The organism is Streptomyces sp. NPDC017056 (assembly GCF_044332485.1).
GTDB lineage: Bacteria > Actinomycetota > Actinomycetes > Streptomycetales > Streptomycetaceae > Streptomyces.
This window is the reverse complement of record NZ_JBIRPD010000005.1, coordinates 356,972-371,313: the sequence shown is the minus strand read 5'-3', so window position 1 is coordinate 371,313 and position 14,342 is coordinate 356,972. Positions and strand designations below refer to the sequence as shown.

Here is a 14,342-nt window from a genome sequence, read left to right as displayed (position 1 = left end):
GTCACGGCCTCCCGACCCTGTCCAGCAGCACGTCGCCGACGCGGAAGGAGTTGGCCTCGATGGTCAGCGTCGGGTTGGCGCTGCCCGAGGTCGGCATGAACGCCCCGTCGGTGACGTAGAGGTTGTCGAAGTTCCAGGCCCGGCAGTCGGGGTCGAGGACGGAGTCCGCGGCGTCCCGGCCGAACCTGGCGCCGCCCAGTACGTGGTTGGCGATCCGTACGACCGAACCGCCCACCGACCCCGAGCTGACGTCGCGGACGTCGCCGCCGCGCACCAGGATCTGCCGGCACTGCTCGGCGAGGGTGTCCATCAGCGCCCGGTCGTGCGGGTGCCAGGTCTTGATGATGTACGCGACCGGGCGGCCCCACTTGTCCTTGACGCCCGGGTGCAGCTCGATGCGGTTGTCGCGCTGCGGCACCTGGTTGGCCATGAACGCCACCGACAGGCGCCGCCCGAAGCTGTCCTCCAGGTAGTCCTCGAAGCCGTTGCCGACGATGCCGGTGTCGTACAGGTAGCCCTTCCACATGTTGTCCATGTCCATCGCGTGCCAGGTGCGGGCGAGCGAGATGGGCAGGGCGCCGTCGGAGGTGTTGTTGTAGATCACGCCGCCCGCCCACAGGCCCTGGGCGCGGAACCACTCGGGGCGCGCGCAGTGGTCGGTGGCCCAGTCCGAGTCCAGCGTCTTGGACTTGTCCGCGCGGCCCGGCACGATGCACTGCGCGCCGCCGAAGCAGTGCGTCAGGAAGTAGGTCCCCAGCAGGCCGTTGGCGTTGACGCGCTTGTCGAAGGCCGGGTCGAGCAGCGCGGACAGCTTCAGCAGCCGTACGGACTCGATCGCGGAGCAGGCGACGACGACGGTGCCGGCGGCGATCGTACGCGGCTGCCCGCCCGGGTCGCGGTAGTGCACCTTCGTCACGCGCGGGCCGTCCGCCTCCAGGTGTGTGACGGTGCAGTTCGCCCGCAGGTCCAGGACACCGCTGCCGTTGGTGTCGCGCAGCGGCGCCAGGAGGGAGACCCAGGTGTTGGATTTCAGGCCCAACGGGTCGCCGTAGCGGTTGACGAACGCCGTCTTGACGGTGTCGGTGTCGGCGGGCACCGTACGGCCGCTGGGCGCGTGGTCCCGGGTGATCACCGCGAGCGGCGTGCGGTAGCGGCGCATGCCGAGCGCGTCCATGCCGGCGGCCGCGTACGCGCTGATCGGGTTGGGGTCGAGCGGCGGCTGGTAGCGGTCCCGGGACGGCACCTTGGCCTGGCCCTCCCAGGTTCCGTTGATGCCGACCAGCTCCTCGGCCTTGGTGTAGTACGGCTCCAGAGCGGCGTAGTCCAGCGGCCAGTCGCGGGCCTCCCTGCGCACGTCGCCGCCCGGGTCGTCGCGCAGGTCGTCCCGCGCCGCGTTGAGGGTGGCCAGCCGCAGGTCCTCGGGGGTGAACCGGGGTGACACGCCGCCGTACAACTGCGTCCCGCCGCCCACCACTTGAGCCGTGTAGCCCTCGATGGTGACGCGGTCCCTGCCGTCGCTGTCGCGGTAGACGTGCGGCTCGTCGTTCAGGTCGGGCTCCACGTGGCTGGAGAAGTAGGACTCCCCGGTGTTGGCCACGCCCTGCACGGTGATGCGCTTCTCCGAACCGGTCGCGAAGGATTCGTCGCGCTTGAAGTCCGACAGCCCGGTGGGGCTCTGCGCCTGGGTACGCAGCAGCGGCCCCTTCTCCAGCATCACGACCCGGTGGCCGGCCCGCACCAGCGTGTGGGCGAGCGGCGAGCCGCCCGCGCCGCTGCCGATGACGACGATCGCGGCGCTCTCCCCGTCCATGCCGTCCCCCACTCAGCCGCGGTAGTCGGTGTTGTGGCCCAGCGGCGACTCCATCGCCCGCCGCCAGTCGAAGAGCGTGCCGTCCGCCGCGTCCCGGAACCTGCTCTCCAGGTACATCCAGCCCGCCGCGCCGGAATTCCCGCCGTGTTTCGGGTGGACGAAAGCGCCGGTCATCGCGTGCCGCCGCAGAAGCAGCAGGAAGAACCGCGGACTTCCGTAACGGGAGTAGTCCCAGCCGTCCACCTTTTCGGTTTCCATCTGCCGGTAGAGATCCGCGTACATTTCCGGCGGTGCGGCCGCCGGGTCGAGGCCGCCGAAACGGGACCGCATGATTTCGCCGATGATTTTGAGGCAGGTGTGGTAATCGTCGGCGTGGTGCTGCTCCTGGCGGGCGATCAGTTTGTCGATGTAGTTGACCGTGCCTACCTCGTCGTCGAGCTGGTAGGCCAGCGGGAATTCCTCGTCCCTGGCCGCCCGGTCCAGCGACTCGTACACGCCGCGTACGAAGCGCCGGTTCTCGTCGAGCCGGAAGGGCAGCAGATGGCACACCAGCCGGCCCAGCAGGTCGCGTTCGGCGCGGCTGAACGACAGCGGCACGGTGCAGGCGTCGGTGAAGAAGCGGGACCACGGCTCGCCGTTGTCCAGGACGGTGCGCTGCGGGTTGACCGGGTCGAGCACGTACACCCCGTCCACCGCGAACTTGTACGTGTGCACCTGGCCCTTGGGGACGCGCACGGTGGCGGCGCGGAACCCGGTCGGCTCGCCCGCGAACACCAGGGGACGCAGCGGCACCGGCGAGTGCAGCGGCCCGAAGGTGCCCAGCACGGCCACCGAGGCGGGGGCGGTGCGGCGGCCGTCGTACACGAAGGTCACGTCGTTGTACCGGTACGAACCGGCCGCCGACGCCCCGTCCCAGTGCGCGTCGACGACCGGGAAGCGCCACGCCTCGCAGATCGCCGCGCGGGCGTCGCCGGCCGCGTACTGGCCGAAATCGTGGCGGGGTTCCGAACTGTCCCGGGCGAGATATTTGGTGCAGTGATTCAGAATGTACTGATCGTCTTTCTCGATGACCTCGATCTTCACCGCGCACCCCCGAGCCGTCTTGAGGTGCCATCGAAAGTATTGCGCGCGGCGGGGGTTGTCCACGCCGTCGGCAGGCGCCGTATCGTGCCCGTATGCGCGCCGCTTGGTACGAGAAAATGGGGCCGGCCACAGAGGTGTTGCGCGTGGGGGAGCTGCCCACTCCCGACCCCGGACCGGGGGAACTGCGCATCCGGTTGGCGTTCTCCGGGATCAACCCGGGGGACGTGAAGAAGCGGCAGGGCTGGCCGGGTGCCGCCGCGCCCGCCTACCCGCGGACCGTGCCGCACAGCGACGGGGCGGGGGTGGTGGACGCGGTCGGCGAGGGCGTGTCCGCCGCCTGGGTCGGCCGCCGCGCCTGGTGCTCGTACGCGCAGAGCTACCGGCCGTACGGGACCGCCGCCCAGTACACGGTCGTACCGGAGGGCTGCGTCGGCGCCCTGCCGGACCAGGTGACCGCCGAGCAGGGCGCCTGCCTGGGCATCCCCGGCATCACCGCGCACCGCGCGGTGTTCGCCGACGGCCCGGTGACCGGGCGGACGGTGGTGGTCGCGGGCGCGCTGGGCAGCGTCGGCCGCGCGGCGGCCGCCCTGGCGCGGCGCGGCGGCGCACGCGTGATCGGCACGGTCACCCGCCCCGGCCAGCTGGCCGCGCTTCGGGCGCTGGGCGTGGACGCGGCGGTGTGCGCGGGGGCCGAGGCCCTGGACGCGGTGCTCGCGCTGACCGGCGGCCGCGGCGCCGACCGGGTCGTCGAGGTCGCCTTCGGCGCCAACGCGGCGTGCGACGCGCGCCTGGTCGCCCCCGGCGGCACGATCGCCGCCTACGCGACCGGCGAGCCCGCCCCCGCGCTGCCCTTCTGGCCGCTGGCCTTCAAGAACGTGACGCTGCGGCTGCTGGGCTACGACGACTTCCCCCGCGAGGCGGTACGCCTGGCCGTCGCCGACCTCACCGCCGCGGCCGCCGTGGCCGAGCTGCGCTGGCCCGTCGCCGCCGTGTACCCCCTCGACGCCGTCGCCGCCGCGCACGAGGCCGTCGAACGCCCGAAGGCGCCGGGCCGGGTGCTGCTCGCCCTGCCGGACTGAGCGGGCCCCGTGGGCCCCGGCGCCCGGTGGCCGAACGGCGACCGGTGCCGCGCGGCTGGGCCGGACGGCGTACATACCCGCCCGGAATGCGGGCACCCGGGCCGATCAGGGCAGGACGACTGGGTGAGAGGAGACGCAGATGGTGGCGGACAGCCGTGACCGCAAGCGGCCGCGCGTGGTGATAGTGGGGGCCGGCTTCGCCGGGTACGAGTGCGCCCGCACGCTCGCGAAGAAAGCCAGGGGCGCCGCTGAGATCGTGCTGGTCAACCCCAACGACTACTTCCTCTACCTGCCGTTGCTGCCCGAGGTGTCGGCCGGAATCCTGGAGCCGCGCCGGGTCTCGGTGTCGCTGACCGGCACCCTGCCCGGCGTCCGGCTGGTCCTCGGCCAGGTCGCAGGGGTGGACCTCGAAGGCCGCCGGGTCCAGTACACCGACCCGGAGGGACGCACCGGCTCGCTCGGCTACGACCGCCTGGTGCTGACCGTCGGCAGCGTCAACAAGCTGCTGCCCATCCCCGGCGTCGCCGAGCACGCCCACGGCTTCCGCGGCATGCCGGAAGCCCTCTACCTGCGCGACCACATGACCCGGCAGATCGAGCTGGCCGGCGCCGCCGAGGACCCGGCCGAACGGGCCGCCCGCACGACCTTCGTCGTGGTCGGCGCGGGCTACACCGGAACCGAAGTGGCCGCGCACGGCGTGACGTTCACCCGGTCGCTGGCGCGCCGCAACGCCGGGCTGCGCGGCGCGCCCCAGCCACGCTGGATCCTGCTGGACCTCGCCGACCGGGTACTGCCCGAACTGGACGAGCGGCTGTCGCGCACCGCCCACCGGGTGCTGAGCAAACGCGGCGTCGAGATCCGCACCGGGACCTCCGTCAAGGAGGCCACCTCGGACGGGGTGCTGCTGGACGACGGCACCTCCGTCGACACCCGGTCGCTGATCTGGTGCGTCGGCGTACGGCCCGACCCGCTGGTCGAGTCGCTGGGGCTGCCCACCGAGCGCGGCCGGCTGTGCGTGGACGAGTTCCTCGCCGTGCCGGGCCACCCCGAGGTGATCGCCTGCGGCGACGCCGCCGCCGTACCCGACCTGACCAGGCCGGGCCGGACGACGCCGATGACCGCCCAGCACGCGCAGCGCCAAGGGAAGGTCGCCGCGCACAACGTCGCCGCCTCCTACGGCCGCGGCGAACCGCGCGCCTACAAACACCACGACCTGGGCTTCATGGTCGACCTCGGCGGCGTACAGGCCGCCGCCAACCCGCTGCACGTCCCGCTGTCGGGACCGGTCGCCAACGCCGTGACCCGCGGCTACCACCTGATGGCGATGCCGGGCAACCGCGTACGGGTCGCCGCCGACTGGCTGCTGGACGCGGCGCTGCCGCGCCAGGGCGTGCAGCTGGGCCTGGTGCGCTCCTGGTCGGTGCCGCTGGACACCGCGGCACCCGAACTGGCCCGCATCCCGGCGGGCGCACGCGACGGGGAAGACGGGGAACCGGCACCGGACGCGTCCGGTGCCACCGACAAGCGGAAGGAACCTGATGACCACTGAGCAGGGACCGGGCGACGACGCCCGGTACGGCCGGCTGCGCGAGCTGGCACAGCAGCTGAGGGTGGACGCCGTACGGGCCGCCGACGCGGCCGGCTCCGGCCACCCCACCTCCTCGATGTCCGCCGCCGACCTGGGCGCGGTACTGCTGAGCGAGCATCTGCGCTACGACTTCGACGACCCGGAGAACCCCGGCAACGACCACCTCGTCTTCTCCAAGGGGCACGCCTCGCCCCTGGTGTACGCCATGGGCAAGGCGGCCGGCGCGCTCTCCGACGAACAGCTGCTGAGCTTCCGCAAGAACGGCAGCCTGCTGGAAGGGCACCCCACCCCGCGCATCCCGTGGGTGGACGTGGCCACCGGCTCGCTCGGCCAGGGCCTGCCCATCGGCGTCGGCCTCGCCCTGGCGGGCCGGGACCTGGACCGGGTCCCGTACCGCGTGTGGGTGGTGTGCGGCGACAGCGAGATGGCCGAGGGCTCGATGTGGGAGGCGTTCGAACACGCCGGGTACGAGAAGCTGGCCAACCTCACCGCCATCATCGACGTGAACCGGCTCGGCCAGCGCGGCCCCACCCGGCACGGCTGGGACCTGGACGCCTACGCGCGCCGCATCCGGGCCTTCGACTGGCACACCGTCGAGGTCGACGGGCACGACGTGGTGGCCGTCGACCGGGCGTACGCCGAGGCGGCCGCCACCACCGACCGGCCCACCGCGATCATCGCGAAGACCCGCAAGGGCCAGGGCGTGCGCGAGGTGGCCGACCAGGAAGGCAAGCACGGCAAGCCGCTCAAGGACGCCGCCGAGGCGATCAAGGAGCTGGGCGGCGAACGCGACCTGCGCGTACGGGTGCGGCCGCCGCGCGAGGCCCGCTCGCGGCTGCGGCCCGGCGGCGGCCGGCCCGAACTGCCGGACTACAAGGTCGGCGACTCCGTCGCCACCCGCAACGCCTTCGGCGAGGCACTCGCCGCCCTCGGCGCGGCCCGCGAGGACGTGGTCGCGCTGGACGGCGAGGTCGGCGACTCCACCCGCGCCCAGATGTTCGGCGACGCCCACCCCGACCGGTACTTCCAGTGCTACATCGCCGAACAGCAGCTGGTGGCCGCCGCCACCGGCATGCAGGTACGCGGCTGGGTGCCGTACGCCACCACCTTCGCCGCGTTCCTCAGCCGCGCCTACGACTTCGTGCGGATGGCCGCCGTCAGCCGGGCCGGCCTCAACCTCGTCGGATCGCACGCGGGCGTCGCCATCGGCGAGGACGGGCCGTCCCAGATGGGCCTGGAGGACCTGGCGGCGTTCCGCGCCGTGCACGGCAGCACCGTCCTGTACCCGTGCGACGCCAACCAGGCGGCCCGCCTGACCGCCGCCATGGCCGACGCGCAGGGCATCCGCTACCTGCGGACGTCCAGGGGCGAGAGCCCCGTCATCTACGGGCCGGCGGAGGAGTTCCCGATCGGCGGCAGCAAGACGCTGCGGGCCACCCCCGAGGACCGGATCACCATCGTGGCCGCCGGGGTGACCGTCCACGAGGCGTTGGCCGCCGCCGACACCCTGGCCGGCGAGGGCGTGCCCGCCCGCGTCATCGACCTGTACTCCCTCAAGCCGGTGGACCTGCCCACGCTGCGGGAGGCCGCCGAGGTCACCGGGCGGATCATCACCGTCGAGGACCACCACCCCGAGGGCGGCCTCGGCGACGCGGTACTGGACGCCTTCACCGACGGCGGCCCGGTGCCGCGCCTGGTCCGGCTGGCGGTGCGCACCATGCCGGGGTCGGCGTCCCCGGAGGAGCAGCTGCGCGCGGCCGGCATCGACGCGCAGGCGATCGCGGCGACGGCGAGGGGGCTGCTCACGAAGTCGCCGTGAGGGCCCGCCGGTAGCCGTCCCGGGTCAGCGCGTGGACGGTGCACGGGCGGCCGAGGACGGTGTCCTCGCGTGCGGGCGTGAACCCCAGGCGCCGGGCGACGGCGGCCGAGGAGGTGTTGCCCGGGGCGACCATGGCGGTGATCCGCTCCAGCTCCAGGGTTCCGAAGCCCCACGCGAGGACGGCCCGCGCGGCTTCCGTGGCGTACCCCTTGGCCCAGTGCGCGCCGCGGCCTGCTGGCGGGTGTAGCTGCCGACGAACCGGTTGACCTCTTCGTCGGCGTGCAGACGCACCCATTAGTCGGTGGCGGCCTCGGTGAGCGGGCGCAGGCGCAGGCGTTCGGTGGTGATCATTTCCGCCGCCGCGAGCCCCGGCACGATCAGCACGGCGCCGACGGGCCCGAGCCAGTGGGCGCCGAACCACGCCATCCCCGCCTGCCCGACCAGGGGCGCGGCCCAGACACCAGCGTAGACCGCCGCCGAGGCGAGGCCGGTGAGCAGGGGGGCCGCCGCCGGTGGCGGTGTTGACGACGCGACAGCTGCCGAAGCGGTCGACGCCGGCCCCCAAGCGCCCAGGGCTCACTTCGTGTCGCGGATCTCCTCCGCGCCTTTCTTGTCGAGTGCCGCGCGGACCAGGGCCGCCGCCAGTACCGCGGGCTCCGCCTTGCCCGCGGCCTTGAGCAGCGCGTCGGGCGACGTCGGCAACCCGGCGCGCTCCGCGCCCTGGAGCGCCTTGGCGTCCAGGTGCGGTGCGAGTTCCGGCCAGACGGCCTGGGCCTCCCGCAGGAAGATGTCCGTGCCGGCGGGCCCCAGGCCGGGGACCTCGCGCAGCAGCTTGCGGAGCCGGTCCGTGTCGCCGTCCGCCGCGTCCCGCATCCGGCGCAGGTCGCCGCCGTACTTGTCGAGCAACAGGTCGGCGCCGTCACCCAGTTGGGTCGCGGTGCGCTCGTCGTAGCGGCGGTAGCCGCCCTCGCCGAGGGCGTCCACCCGCTGCTGCCAGGTGGCGTCCTTCATGCGCCGCGCGTCGCGCAGCCCCGCCTTCGACAGTGCACGCGAGGCCGCCACCGCGATACCGGCCTGGATGCGGGCGCTCAGCAGGCAGGAGAGGACGAGTAGCTGGTACAGGGGTTGCGGCGTGTCTTTCAGGCGGATGCCGGCCTCGTCGGCGTAGGTCCGGCCGTAGGTGTCCAGGAGGGCGCGGATCCGGGTGCGGTCGCCACTCATGGCCGGCCCCGGAGCGCGGTGTCGTTCGCAGGTGTGTCCACGGTAACCACGATGCCGTACATGTCCTCCACGTCCTGGTTTGCTGGGTCGACACGGCGTTTCCCGCTCCGCGTACCCACCCGGTGGCCGGACCATCCGTCAACTCCCGTACGCTCTGCTTCGACCGGAGGGGCTGGTGACTCCGGAGCCGGAGGGGGCTGCCGGGGAACCAGTGGAACGAAAGCGGGGGAACATGAGCAGAACACGGAGCGCGGGAACGGCGGCGGTCGCCGCGGCGGTGATGCTGGCGGTGGCGAGCCCGGCCGGCGCGGCGCAGCCCGCCGGATCGTACGGCGCCACCACCTCCGTCGGCGTCCACAACGCCTACGAGAAGGCCAAGTACCCGTACTTCGCCGACGCGTTGGACTCGGGCGCGAGCCTGCTGGAACTGGACGTGTGGACGAACGCGCTGGGCAAGTCCTGGCGGGTCTCGCACAGCAACCCGCTCGGCAACAACAGCAACTGCGCCAACGCCGCCACCGCGGGCGAGCTGCACACCAAGAAGCGTGACCAGGACCTCGGCGGCTGCCTCGCCGACATGAAGGCGTGGCACGACGCCCACCCCGGCCACCGGCCGATCATGGTCAAGGTCGAGCTGAAGGACGGCTTCAACGGCCGGAGCGGCCGGGGCCCGGCCGCCTTCGACGCGCTGGTCCGCTCCCGGCTGGGCGACGCGGTGTACGGGCCCGGCGACCTGGCCGCCGGCCACCGCGACCTCGACGAGGCCGTACGGGCGAACGGCTGGCCCGCCCGGTCCGCGCTGAACGGCAAGTTCCTCTTCGAGCTGATCCCGGGCACGGTCGAGGAGAACAACCCGCTCGACAAGCTGTGGACCGACCGCGAGTACGCCGCCCACCTCAAGGACCTCGCCGCCCGCGGCAGGCTCGCCGAGGCCACCGCCTTCCCCGCGGTGCACGGCGCGGCGGCGGGCGACCCGCGCACCCGGTACGCCGACGCGGCGCTGCGCCCCTGGTTCGTGGTCTTCGACGGGGACGCCGCGGCGTACACGAAGGGCGGCATCGACACCGCCTGGTACGACAGCCGCCACTACCTCCTGGTCATGACCGACGCGCACAAGGTGCCCCCGGCCATCGACGGCACCAGGCCCACCGAGGCCCAGGCCCGCGACCGCGTCAACCTGCTCGCCGCCGCCCACGGCAGCTTCGCGACCGCCGACTGGTACCCGCTGCCGCAGGTCCTCAAGACGGTGGTGCCGCGCGGCGCGTAGCCGGCGGGTCCGTGTCCGGCGTCCACACCCGCTCGCCGGCCGCGCGCCGGTAGAGGGCGGCCGTGCCGGGGCCGAACCAGCTGCTGTACGAGGTCTCGTCGTCGCCGCCCTCGTCGAGGCCGCCGATGACGCCGGTCACCGTGCCGAGGCCGGTGGCCGGGTCGACGTCGGTGAGCATCGGGCCGCCGCTGGTCCCGTTGGGGAGGCCGGCGCAGTCGAAGCGCAGCTGGGCGGGCCGGCCGGCGGGCACGCCGCTGGTGGTGTTCTGGCAGCCGACGGGGCTCTCCAGGTCGTCCGGGTAGCCCACGGTCCGCGTCGGCAGGCCGGCGGGCGGGGCGAAGCGGATCCGCTCGGCGCCGGTCAGGTCCTCGACGCGCCGCCCGCCCGGGGCCGCGTGGTGCGGGCGGCGCACCCGCAGGAACGCCACGTCGTAGGCGTCGTCCCGGTCGTCGGCCCAGCGCGGGTCGACGTCGATGCGGTACGGCACCCAGGCGCCGTACGGCAGGACGCCGTCGTGGTAGCCGGGCGCGAAGACCAGATTGGTGCGGAAGCCGCCGTCGTACACGCAGTGCGCGGCGGTGACGACCAGGTCGCCCGCAGCGGAGTGCACCACGCTCGCGGTGCAGTGGTGGTCGGCGTCGCCGTCGCCGCCGGGTGAGAAGAGCGGGCCGACGGCGGGGACGACGGCTGCCGGTGCGGCCCGCAGCGGCCGCGAGACGGGCAGGCCGGTGGCGCCGGGGCCCCGCTTCTCCGCCGCGGCCCCGCCCTGCTGCCCGGCCGCTCGGACGCCGGCGCGCGCCGGTCCCGGGCGTTCGGTGTACGGGCCGGAGAGCAGGGCGTCGGCCGCCGCGTCCCCCTCGGCCGCGTCCGCCGCGTACGTGCCCCCGGCCGGGTCGCCGGCCGCCAGGTGGCCGCCGTGCGCGACGGCCCGTACGGCCAGGACCGTGCCGGCGCAGGTGAGGACGAGCGCGGCGCAGAGGCCGAGGGTGGTGGTCCGGCGGCGCTTGCGCTGCCCGCCTGCGGACGGTGGCGGCGTGCCGCCGTCGCGCTCGGTCGTACTCACCTGCTGATGCGGCCCGTCCGTGAGGCGGCGTCACCGCGGGCGGGGCCGGGGAGCCGGGAGTGGATGTTCCGCCCTGTCTGATGCGGGAATCGGGGTGCCCGGTTGCCCGGCCGCGCTCTTTTCACCCGGTTGGCGCATGCGGCGCGGGGCCGGGGCGGGTGCCGGGACCCGCCCGCGGGGCTCAGGCGCCCAGCGCGCTCATCAGCATCGGGAAGGACGCGACCAGCTCACGTTCCCAGTACGGCCAGGTGTGCCCGCCCTTCGAAGCGCACACGGTCGCCGGGATGCCCAGCTGCCCCAGCTTGGCGCGCAGCTGCTGGTTCATCCCGTACACGGTGCGCTCGACCGGGTCCTGCGTACCGTGCGCTGGCGGGTCGGTGCAGCGTGCGGGCGACGGCGCGGGCGGGGTGTCGCCGTTCCCCCACGACCAGCCGGGCCCGCCGTCGGTGGTCCCGTCCCCGTACGAGAGGTACAGCGGCGTACCGCGTAGCGCGGCCGCCTGTTCGAGGGGGCTGTTGCGCTTCCACAGCCACTGCTGCCGCAGGTCGGCGGGGTTGTCGGTGTCGAACGGGTAGCCGGGCTCGCCCCAGACCCGCTTCCAGTCGGCGAGGCAGGTCAGCGCGCCCAGCTTGACGCCGTCCGGGCCGGAGAACCCGCCGTCGGTGGACCGGTACAGGGGGTGGACGGCGCCGCTGTACGAGGCGGCCGCGCGGAACAACCCGGGCCGCGCCGCGGCGAACTTCAAGGCGCCCAGCCCGCCCATCGACAGGCCCGCGACGGCGCGCTCCGTCCCGGCGCGGTAGTCCCGCTCCAGCAGCGGCCGCAGCTCGTCGAGAAGGTACGTCTCCCAGGCAGGGGAGCCCCAGTTGTTGTAGTTGTACCAGTTGCTGTAGCTGCTGCACCCGCTGGTCTCCGGCATGACCACGAGCACGTCGCGGTTGGCCGCCAACTGCTCGACGTGTGTGTTGTCGGTCCAGTCCTTGTGGTTGCCGCCACCGCCGTGCAGGAGCCACAGCACCGGCCAGGTGCGCTCGGCGTTCTTCGACCAGCCCTTCGGCAGCAGCAGCCGTACCCATTTGACCGGAGCGTCGGTCTCGGGGGAGGAGATCGCAAGATCCAGCATGCGGTCGCCGACCGGTACTTCCGCGACGACGCGTGCCGGATTGCCGGCTGTGTGCGCGGGATTGCCGGCCGCGTTTGCGGGCAGGCTCGCCGCCGGGACGGTGAGCAGCGCCAGCAGCAGTGCGAGCAAGAGATGCGGAAGTCTTCGCGTCGCCATGTCAACCGCCCGTGTTGTGCCGGATGAGTGTCTCGGCCAAGCCGTACGCGTTGGGAAAGTCCATCGGGACGATGCCGAGCCCCGTCCAGCCGCTCGCCTCCGACCCGGTCAGCAACTTCTTGACCTGCGGGTTGAGACGGTCCGCGTTGGAGCGGGGCGGCAGCAGCGCCGCGGTGCTGACGTAATTGACGAACAGCTTGCCCGGCTCCTTGACCGCCTTGCGGAACTGCCCTTCGATCAGCGGGTACTTGCGGAAGGGCTCGGCCATGTAGTCGTCCTGGACGTCGAAGACCCGGGGGTCGGCGTAGCGCACGCCCGGCAGCCCGTCGGAGTCGGCCAGCAGCACGACCTTCCCCCGGGCCTGCCCCAGGGTGGGCAGCGTGCCGTCCAGCCGGAACAGCGGCCGCCAGCCCTTGCCGTCCAGGTAGATGTCGAAGATCCGGCGGAACTCCGCCGCGCTCTCCTCGGAGTACTCCTGCTTGACCCGCATCAGCACGGTCTCCGACGGATGCGCCTGGAGGAACGCACGGCACGCCACCAGGACGTCGCCGAACATCAGGTGCTGGTAGAACGCGCCGTGGTGGATCGCGAACACCGAGTCGACGGCCCGGCAGCGGACGTCCAGGAACCGGATGCCGCTGTCCAGCTGCTCGGCGATGCCGGTGTTCTGGCAGGCCACCCAGGGGCCGCCGTGCCGTGCGCCGGAATCGTGCGTGCCCGGGACGGAGAGCCGTTGTACGGGAGTGTGGTCGCCGAGGGCCGACATCCAGTCCCGTACGGAGGCCGCGCGCCGGGTTCGCGTGGCGGCGCGCCCGGCGTACGTGGGGCGCGCCGCCGCCGCGGCCGTGAACTGCCCGCTGCCCGCGCCCGTCAGCACCCCCGCGGCCGACACCGCCGCCGCCCCTTTGAGGAATCTCCGCCGGTCCATGCGCCCGCCCCCGTCCCTCCGCCACCTGCGCGAACACGTGATCGCAGCATCGAAGCACAGGACGGGCACGCTGAACAGGCGGCGGCGGGCGAAGGGCGGGTGACAACCCCGTTACGAAGCCAGCGCGTTGGCGGGCCTCAGTCCTCTGGCGGCCGTTGGCGCGGTGGCGGGGTGAGAGCGGGCCAGCGGTCGAGCATGCGGGTGCGCAGAGCGCCGGCGAGACGGCCGAGGCGGTGCAGGTCGTCACGGTCGGCGGTCAGCTCCGCGACGACGCCGAGCCGGTACGCGAGCCGCTGCCGCGCGGTGACGGTGCCCCACTCCCAGTCCTCCTCCGGGAGCCTGGCGAGCTGGTCGGTGGCGCCCCGCTGGGCGCGCTGGACCAGTGCGTCGCCCCGTACCAGCCAGCCCGCGCACGCGTCGGTGAGATCACCCGGCGGTGCGGAGCCGGTCGCGTCCCGCCAGGCCGCCCGGTACGCGGACTCGGCCTCGCGCAGCAGCGGTCCTGGCGTGGCCGTGACACACCAGCAGGTCGGGAACCCGATGCGCAGGTAGGCGAGTTCGGTGAGGCCGTTGCCCAGGGAGGACTGCTCGAAGTCGACGAACCGGATGCCGTCCGGGGTGTGCAGGTCGTTGCCGGGGCACGGGTCGCCGTGCAGCAGGGCGCGGCCGGGCGCGGCGCCGAGCCGCCGTATCAGGGCCTCCAGTTCGGCGTCCGTCCCGTCCGGCACGGGGACCGCGAGGCGCCGGGCGAGCGCCAGGAAGGCGGCGGTGTCGCTCCGTTCGGGGCCGGACCAGGCGGGCAGCGGTACGCCGTCGGCGGGTACGGCGGCGGTGGCCGCGTGCAGCCGTGCCAGGGCCGCCGCGTAACCGACCACCCAGTCCGGCGCCGGGCGCCGGTGTTCCACGTGTTCCAGTACGAGCACACGGGCGGCCGGGTCGGCGCCGAGCAGTCGCGGTACCACTGGCGGTGTCACCCGCGAAGCCAGCCGCAGCGCGGCCACTTCGCGGGTGTACCGCTCGCCGGCGTCCGCGCCGTCGACGGCCTGCTTGACCACCGCGGGCGTGCCGGAGAGCTCGATCCGCCACACCCTGGAGCGCGGACTGCTGCCCAGCCGCACCGCGGCGCGGGCCGGGCCGAGTCGATCCCGTAGGGCATCCGTGAACGGCAGCTCAGACGACATGCGCGCATGATCGCACGAAGGGGA

The 14,342-nt window shown here is 73.6% G+C and carries 13 protein-coding genes and 1 pseudogene; 4 read left to right on the top strand and 10 right to left on the bottom strand.

The annotated features are described in order from the left end of the window. Position 1: 1 nt before the first annotated feature. Complete coding sequence (locus ACH4OW_RS12410; RefSeq protein WP_398027150.1) at positions 2-1,810, bottom strand: GMC oxidoreductase; 1,809 nt, start codon at positions 1,808-1,810, stop codon at positions 2-4. A 12-nt stretch (positions 1,811-1,822) separates the two neighbouring features. After that, on the bottom strand, positions 1,823-2,893 hold the full coding sequence (locus ACH4OW_RS12405) for a gluconate 2-dehydrogenase subunit 3 family protein (RefSeq protein WP_360130359.1): 1,071 nt from the start codon (positions 2,891-2,893) through the stop codon (positions 1,823-1,825). Between the two features lie 92 nt (positions 2,894-2,985). On the opposite strand from ACH4OW_RS12405, the gene ACH4OW_RS12400 reads away from it, so the two are divergent. The 3 genes from ACH4OW_RS12400 (at position 2,986) to ACH4OW_RS12390 (ending at position 7,379) form a co-directional block, all read left to right on the top strand. Beyond that, complete coding sequence (locus ACH4OW_RS12400) at positions 2,986-3,972, top strand: NADPH:quinone reductase (protein ID WP_398027148.1); 987 nt, start codon at positions 2,986-2,988, stop codon at positions 3,970-3,972. Between the two features lie 139 nt (positions 3,973-4,111). After that, positions 4,112-5,521 (top strand): NAD(P)/FAD-dependent oxidoreductase, encoded by a 1,410-nt coding sequence (locus tag ACH4OW_RS12395; protein ID WP_398027146.1) that lies wholly within the window; start codon positions 4,112-4,114, stop codon positions 5,519-5,521. Beyond that, positions 5,511-7,379 (top strand): transketolase, encoded by a 1,869-nt coding sequence (locus tag ACH4OW_RS12390; RefSeq protein WP_398027145.1) that lies wholly within the window; start codon positions 5,511-5,513, stop codon positions 7,377-7,379. Before ACH4OW_RS12395 ends, ACH4OW_RS12390 begins: the two co-directional genes overlap by 11 nt. Here ACH4OW_RS12390 and ACH4OW_RS12385 read toward each other — a convergent pair. The 4 genes and pseudogenes from ACH4OW_RS12385 to ACH4OW_RS12370 form a co-directional block, all read right to left on the bottom strand. Next, entirely contained in the window at positions 7,363-7,512 is a 150-nt protein-coding gene (locus tag ACH4OW_RS12385) for a hypothetical protein (protein ID WP_398027231.1), read from the bottom strand. The genes ACH4OW_RS12390 and ACH4OW_RS12385 overlap by 17 nt on opposite strands. Positions 7,513-7,515: 3 nt before the next feature. Beyond that, positions 7,516-7,674, bottom strand: a pseudogene (locus ACH4OW_RS12380) (GNAT family N-acetyltransferase); the annotation flags it as partial. Continuing rightward, on the bottom strand, positions 7,674-7,805 hold the full coding sequence (locus tag ACH4OW_RS12375; protein WP_398027143.1) for a hypothetical protein: 132 nt from the start codon (positions 7,803-7,805) through the stop codon (positions 7,674-7,676). The pseudogene ACH4OW_RS12380 and the gene ACH4OW_RS12375, both read right to left, overlap by 1 nt. Positions 7,806-7,955: 150 nt before the next feature. Then, entirely contained in the window at positions 7,956-8,600 is a 645-nt protein-coding gene (locus ACH4OW_RS12370) for an endonuclease (RefSeq protein ID WP_398027141.1), read from the bottom strand. Between the two features lie 232 nt (positions 8,601-8,832). Between ACH4OW_RS12370 and ACH4OW_RS12365 the strand changes: the two genes are divergently transcribed. Then, entirely contained in the window at positions 8,833-9,867 is a 1,035-nt protein-coding gene (locus ACH4OW_RS12365; protein ID WP_398027139.1) for a phosphatidylinositol-specific phospholipase C domain-containing protein, read from the top strand. Here ACH4OW_RS12365 and ACH4OW_RS12360 read toward each other — a convergent pair. From ACH4OW_RS12360 to ACH4OW_RS12345, 4 genes are all read right to left on the bottom strand, one after another. Next, positions 9,839-10,930 carry a trypsin-like serine peptidase gene (locus ACH4OW_RS12360; RefSeq protein WP_398027137.1) on the bottom strand — a complete coding sequence of 364 codons (1,092 nt, stop codon included), beginning with the start codon at positions 10,928-10,930 and terminating at the stop codon, positions 9,839-9,841. The genes ACH4OW_RS12365 and ACH4OW_RS12360 overlap by 29 nt on opposite strands. A gap of 181 nt (positions 10,931-11,111) precedes the next feature. Next, a complete protein-coding gene (locus tag ACH4OW_RS12355) occupies positions 11,112-12,182 on the bottom strand; it encodes an alpha/beta hydrolase (protein WP_398027135.1) in 1,071 nt (356 codons plus the stop codon). A 28-nt stretch (positions 12,183-12,210) separates the two neighbouring features. Continuing rightward, on the bottom strand, positions 12,211-13,137 hold the full coding sequence (locus tag ACH4OW_RS12350) for a phosphatidylinositol-specific phospholipase C (RefSeq protein ID WP_398027133.1): 927 nt from the start codon (positions 13,135-13,137) through the stop codon (positions 12,211-12,213). A 137-nt stretch (positions 13,138-13,274) separates the two neighbouring features. After that, positions 13,275-14,318: a phosphotransferase family protein gene (locus ACH4OW_RS12345; protein ID WP_398027131.1), complete on the bottom strand. Its 1,044-nt coding sequence runs from the start codon at positions 14,316-14,318 to the stop codon at positions 13,275-13,277. Between the last annotated feature and the right edge of the window lie 24 nt (positions 14,319-14,342).

Coding starts and splice junctions, on each gene's coding strand:
- ACH4OW_RS12400 (WP_398027148.1), top strand. CDS start 2,986: ATGCGCGCCGCTTGGTACGAGAAAATGGGGCCGGCCACAGAGGTGTTG.
- ACH4OW_RS12385 (WP_398027231.1), bottom strand. CDS start 7,512: ATGGTCGCCCCGGGCAACACCTCCTCGGCCGCCGTCGCCCGGCGCCTG.
- ACH4OW_RS12350 (WP_398027133.1), bottom strand. CDS start 13,137: ATGGACCGGCGGAGATTCCTCAAAGGGGCGGCGGCGGTGTCGGCCGCG.
- ACH4OW_RS12395 (WP_398027146.1), top strand. CDS start 4,112: ATGGTGGCGGACAGCCGTGACCGCAAGCGGCCGCGCGTGGTGATAGTG.
- ACH4OW_RS12345 (WP_398027131.1), bottom strand. CDS start 14,318: ATGTCGTCTGAGCTGCCGTTCACGGATGCCCTACGGGATCGACTCGGC.
- ACH4OW_RS12375 (WP_398027143.1), bottom strand. CDS start 7,805: ATGGCGTGGTTCGGCGCCCACTGGCTCGGGCCCGTCGGCGCCGTGCTG.
- ACH4OW_RS12390 (WP_398027145.1), top strand. CDS start 5,511: ATGACCACTGAGCAGGGACCGGGCGACGACGCCCGGTACGGCCGGCTG.
- ACH4OW_RS12370 (WP_398027141.1), bottom strand. CDS start 8,600: ATGAGTGGCGACCGCACCCGGATCCGCGCCCTCCTGGACACCTACGGC.
- ACH4OW_RS12410 (WP_398027150.1), bottom strand. CDS start 1,810: ATGGACGGGGAGAGCGCCGCGATCGTCGTCATCGGCAGCGGCGCGGGC.
- ACH4OW_RS12365 (WP_398027139.1), top strand. CDS start 8,833: ATGAGCAGAACACGGAGCGCGGGAACGGCGGCGGTCGCCGCGGCGGTG.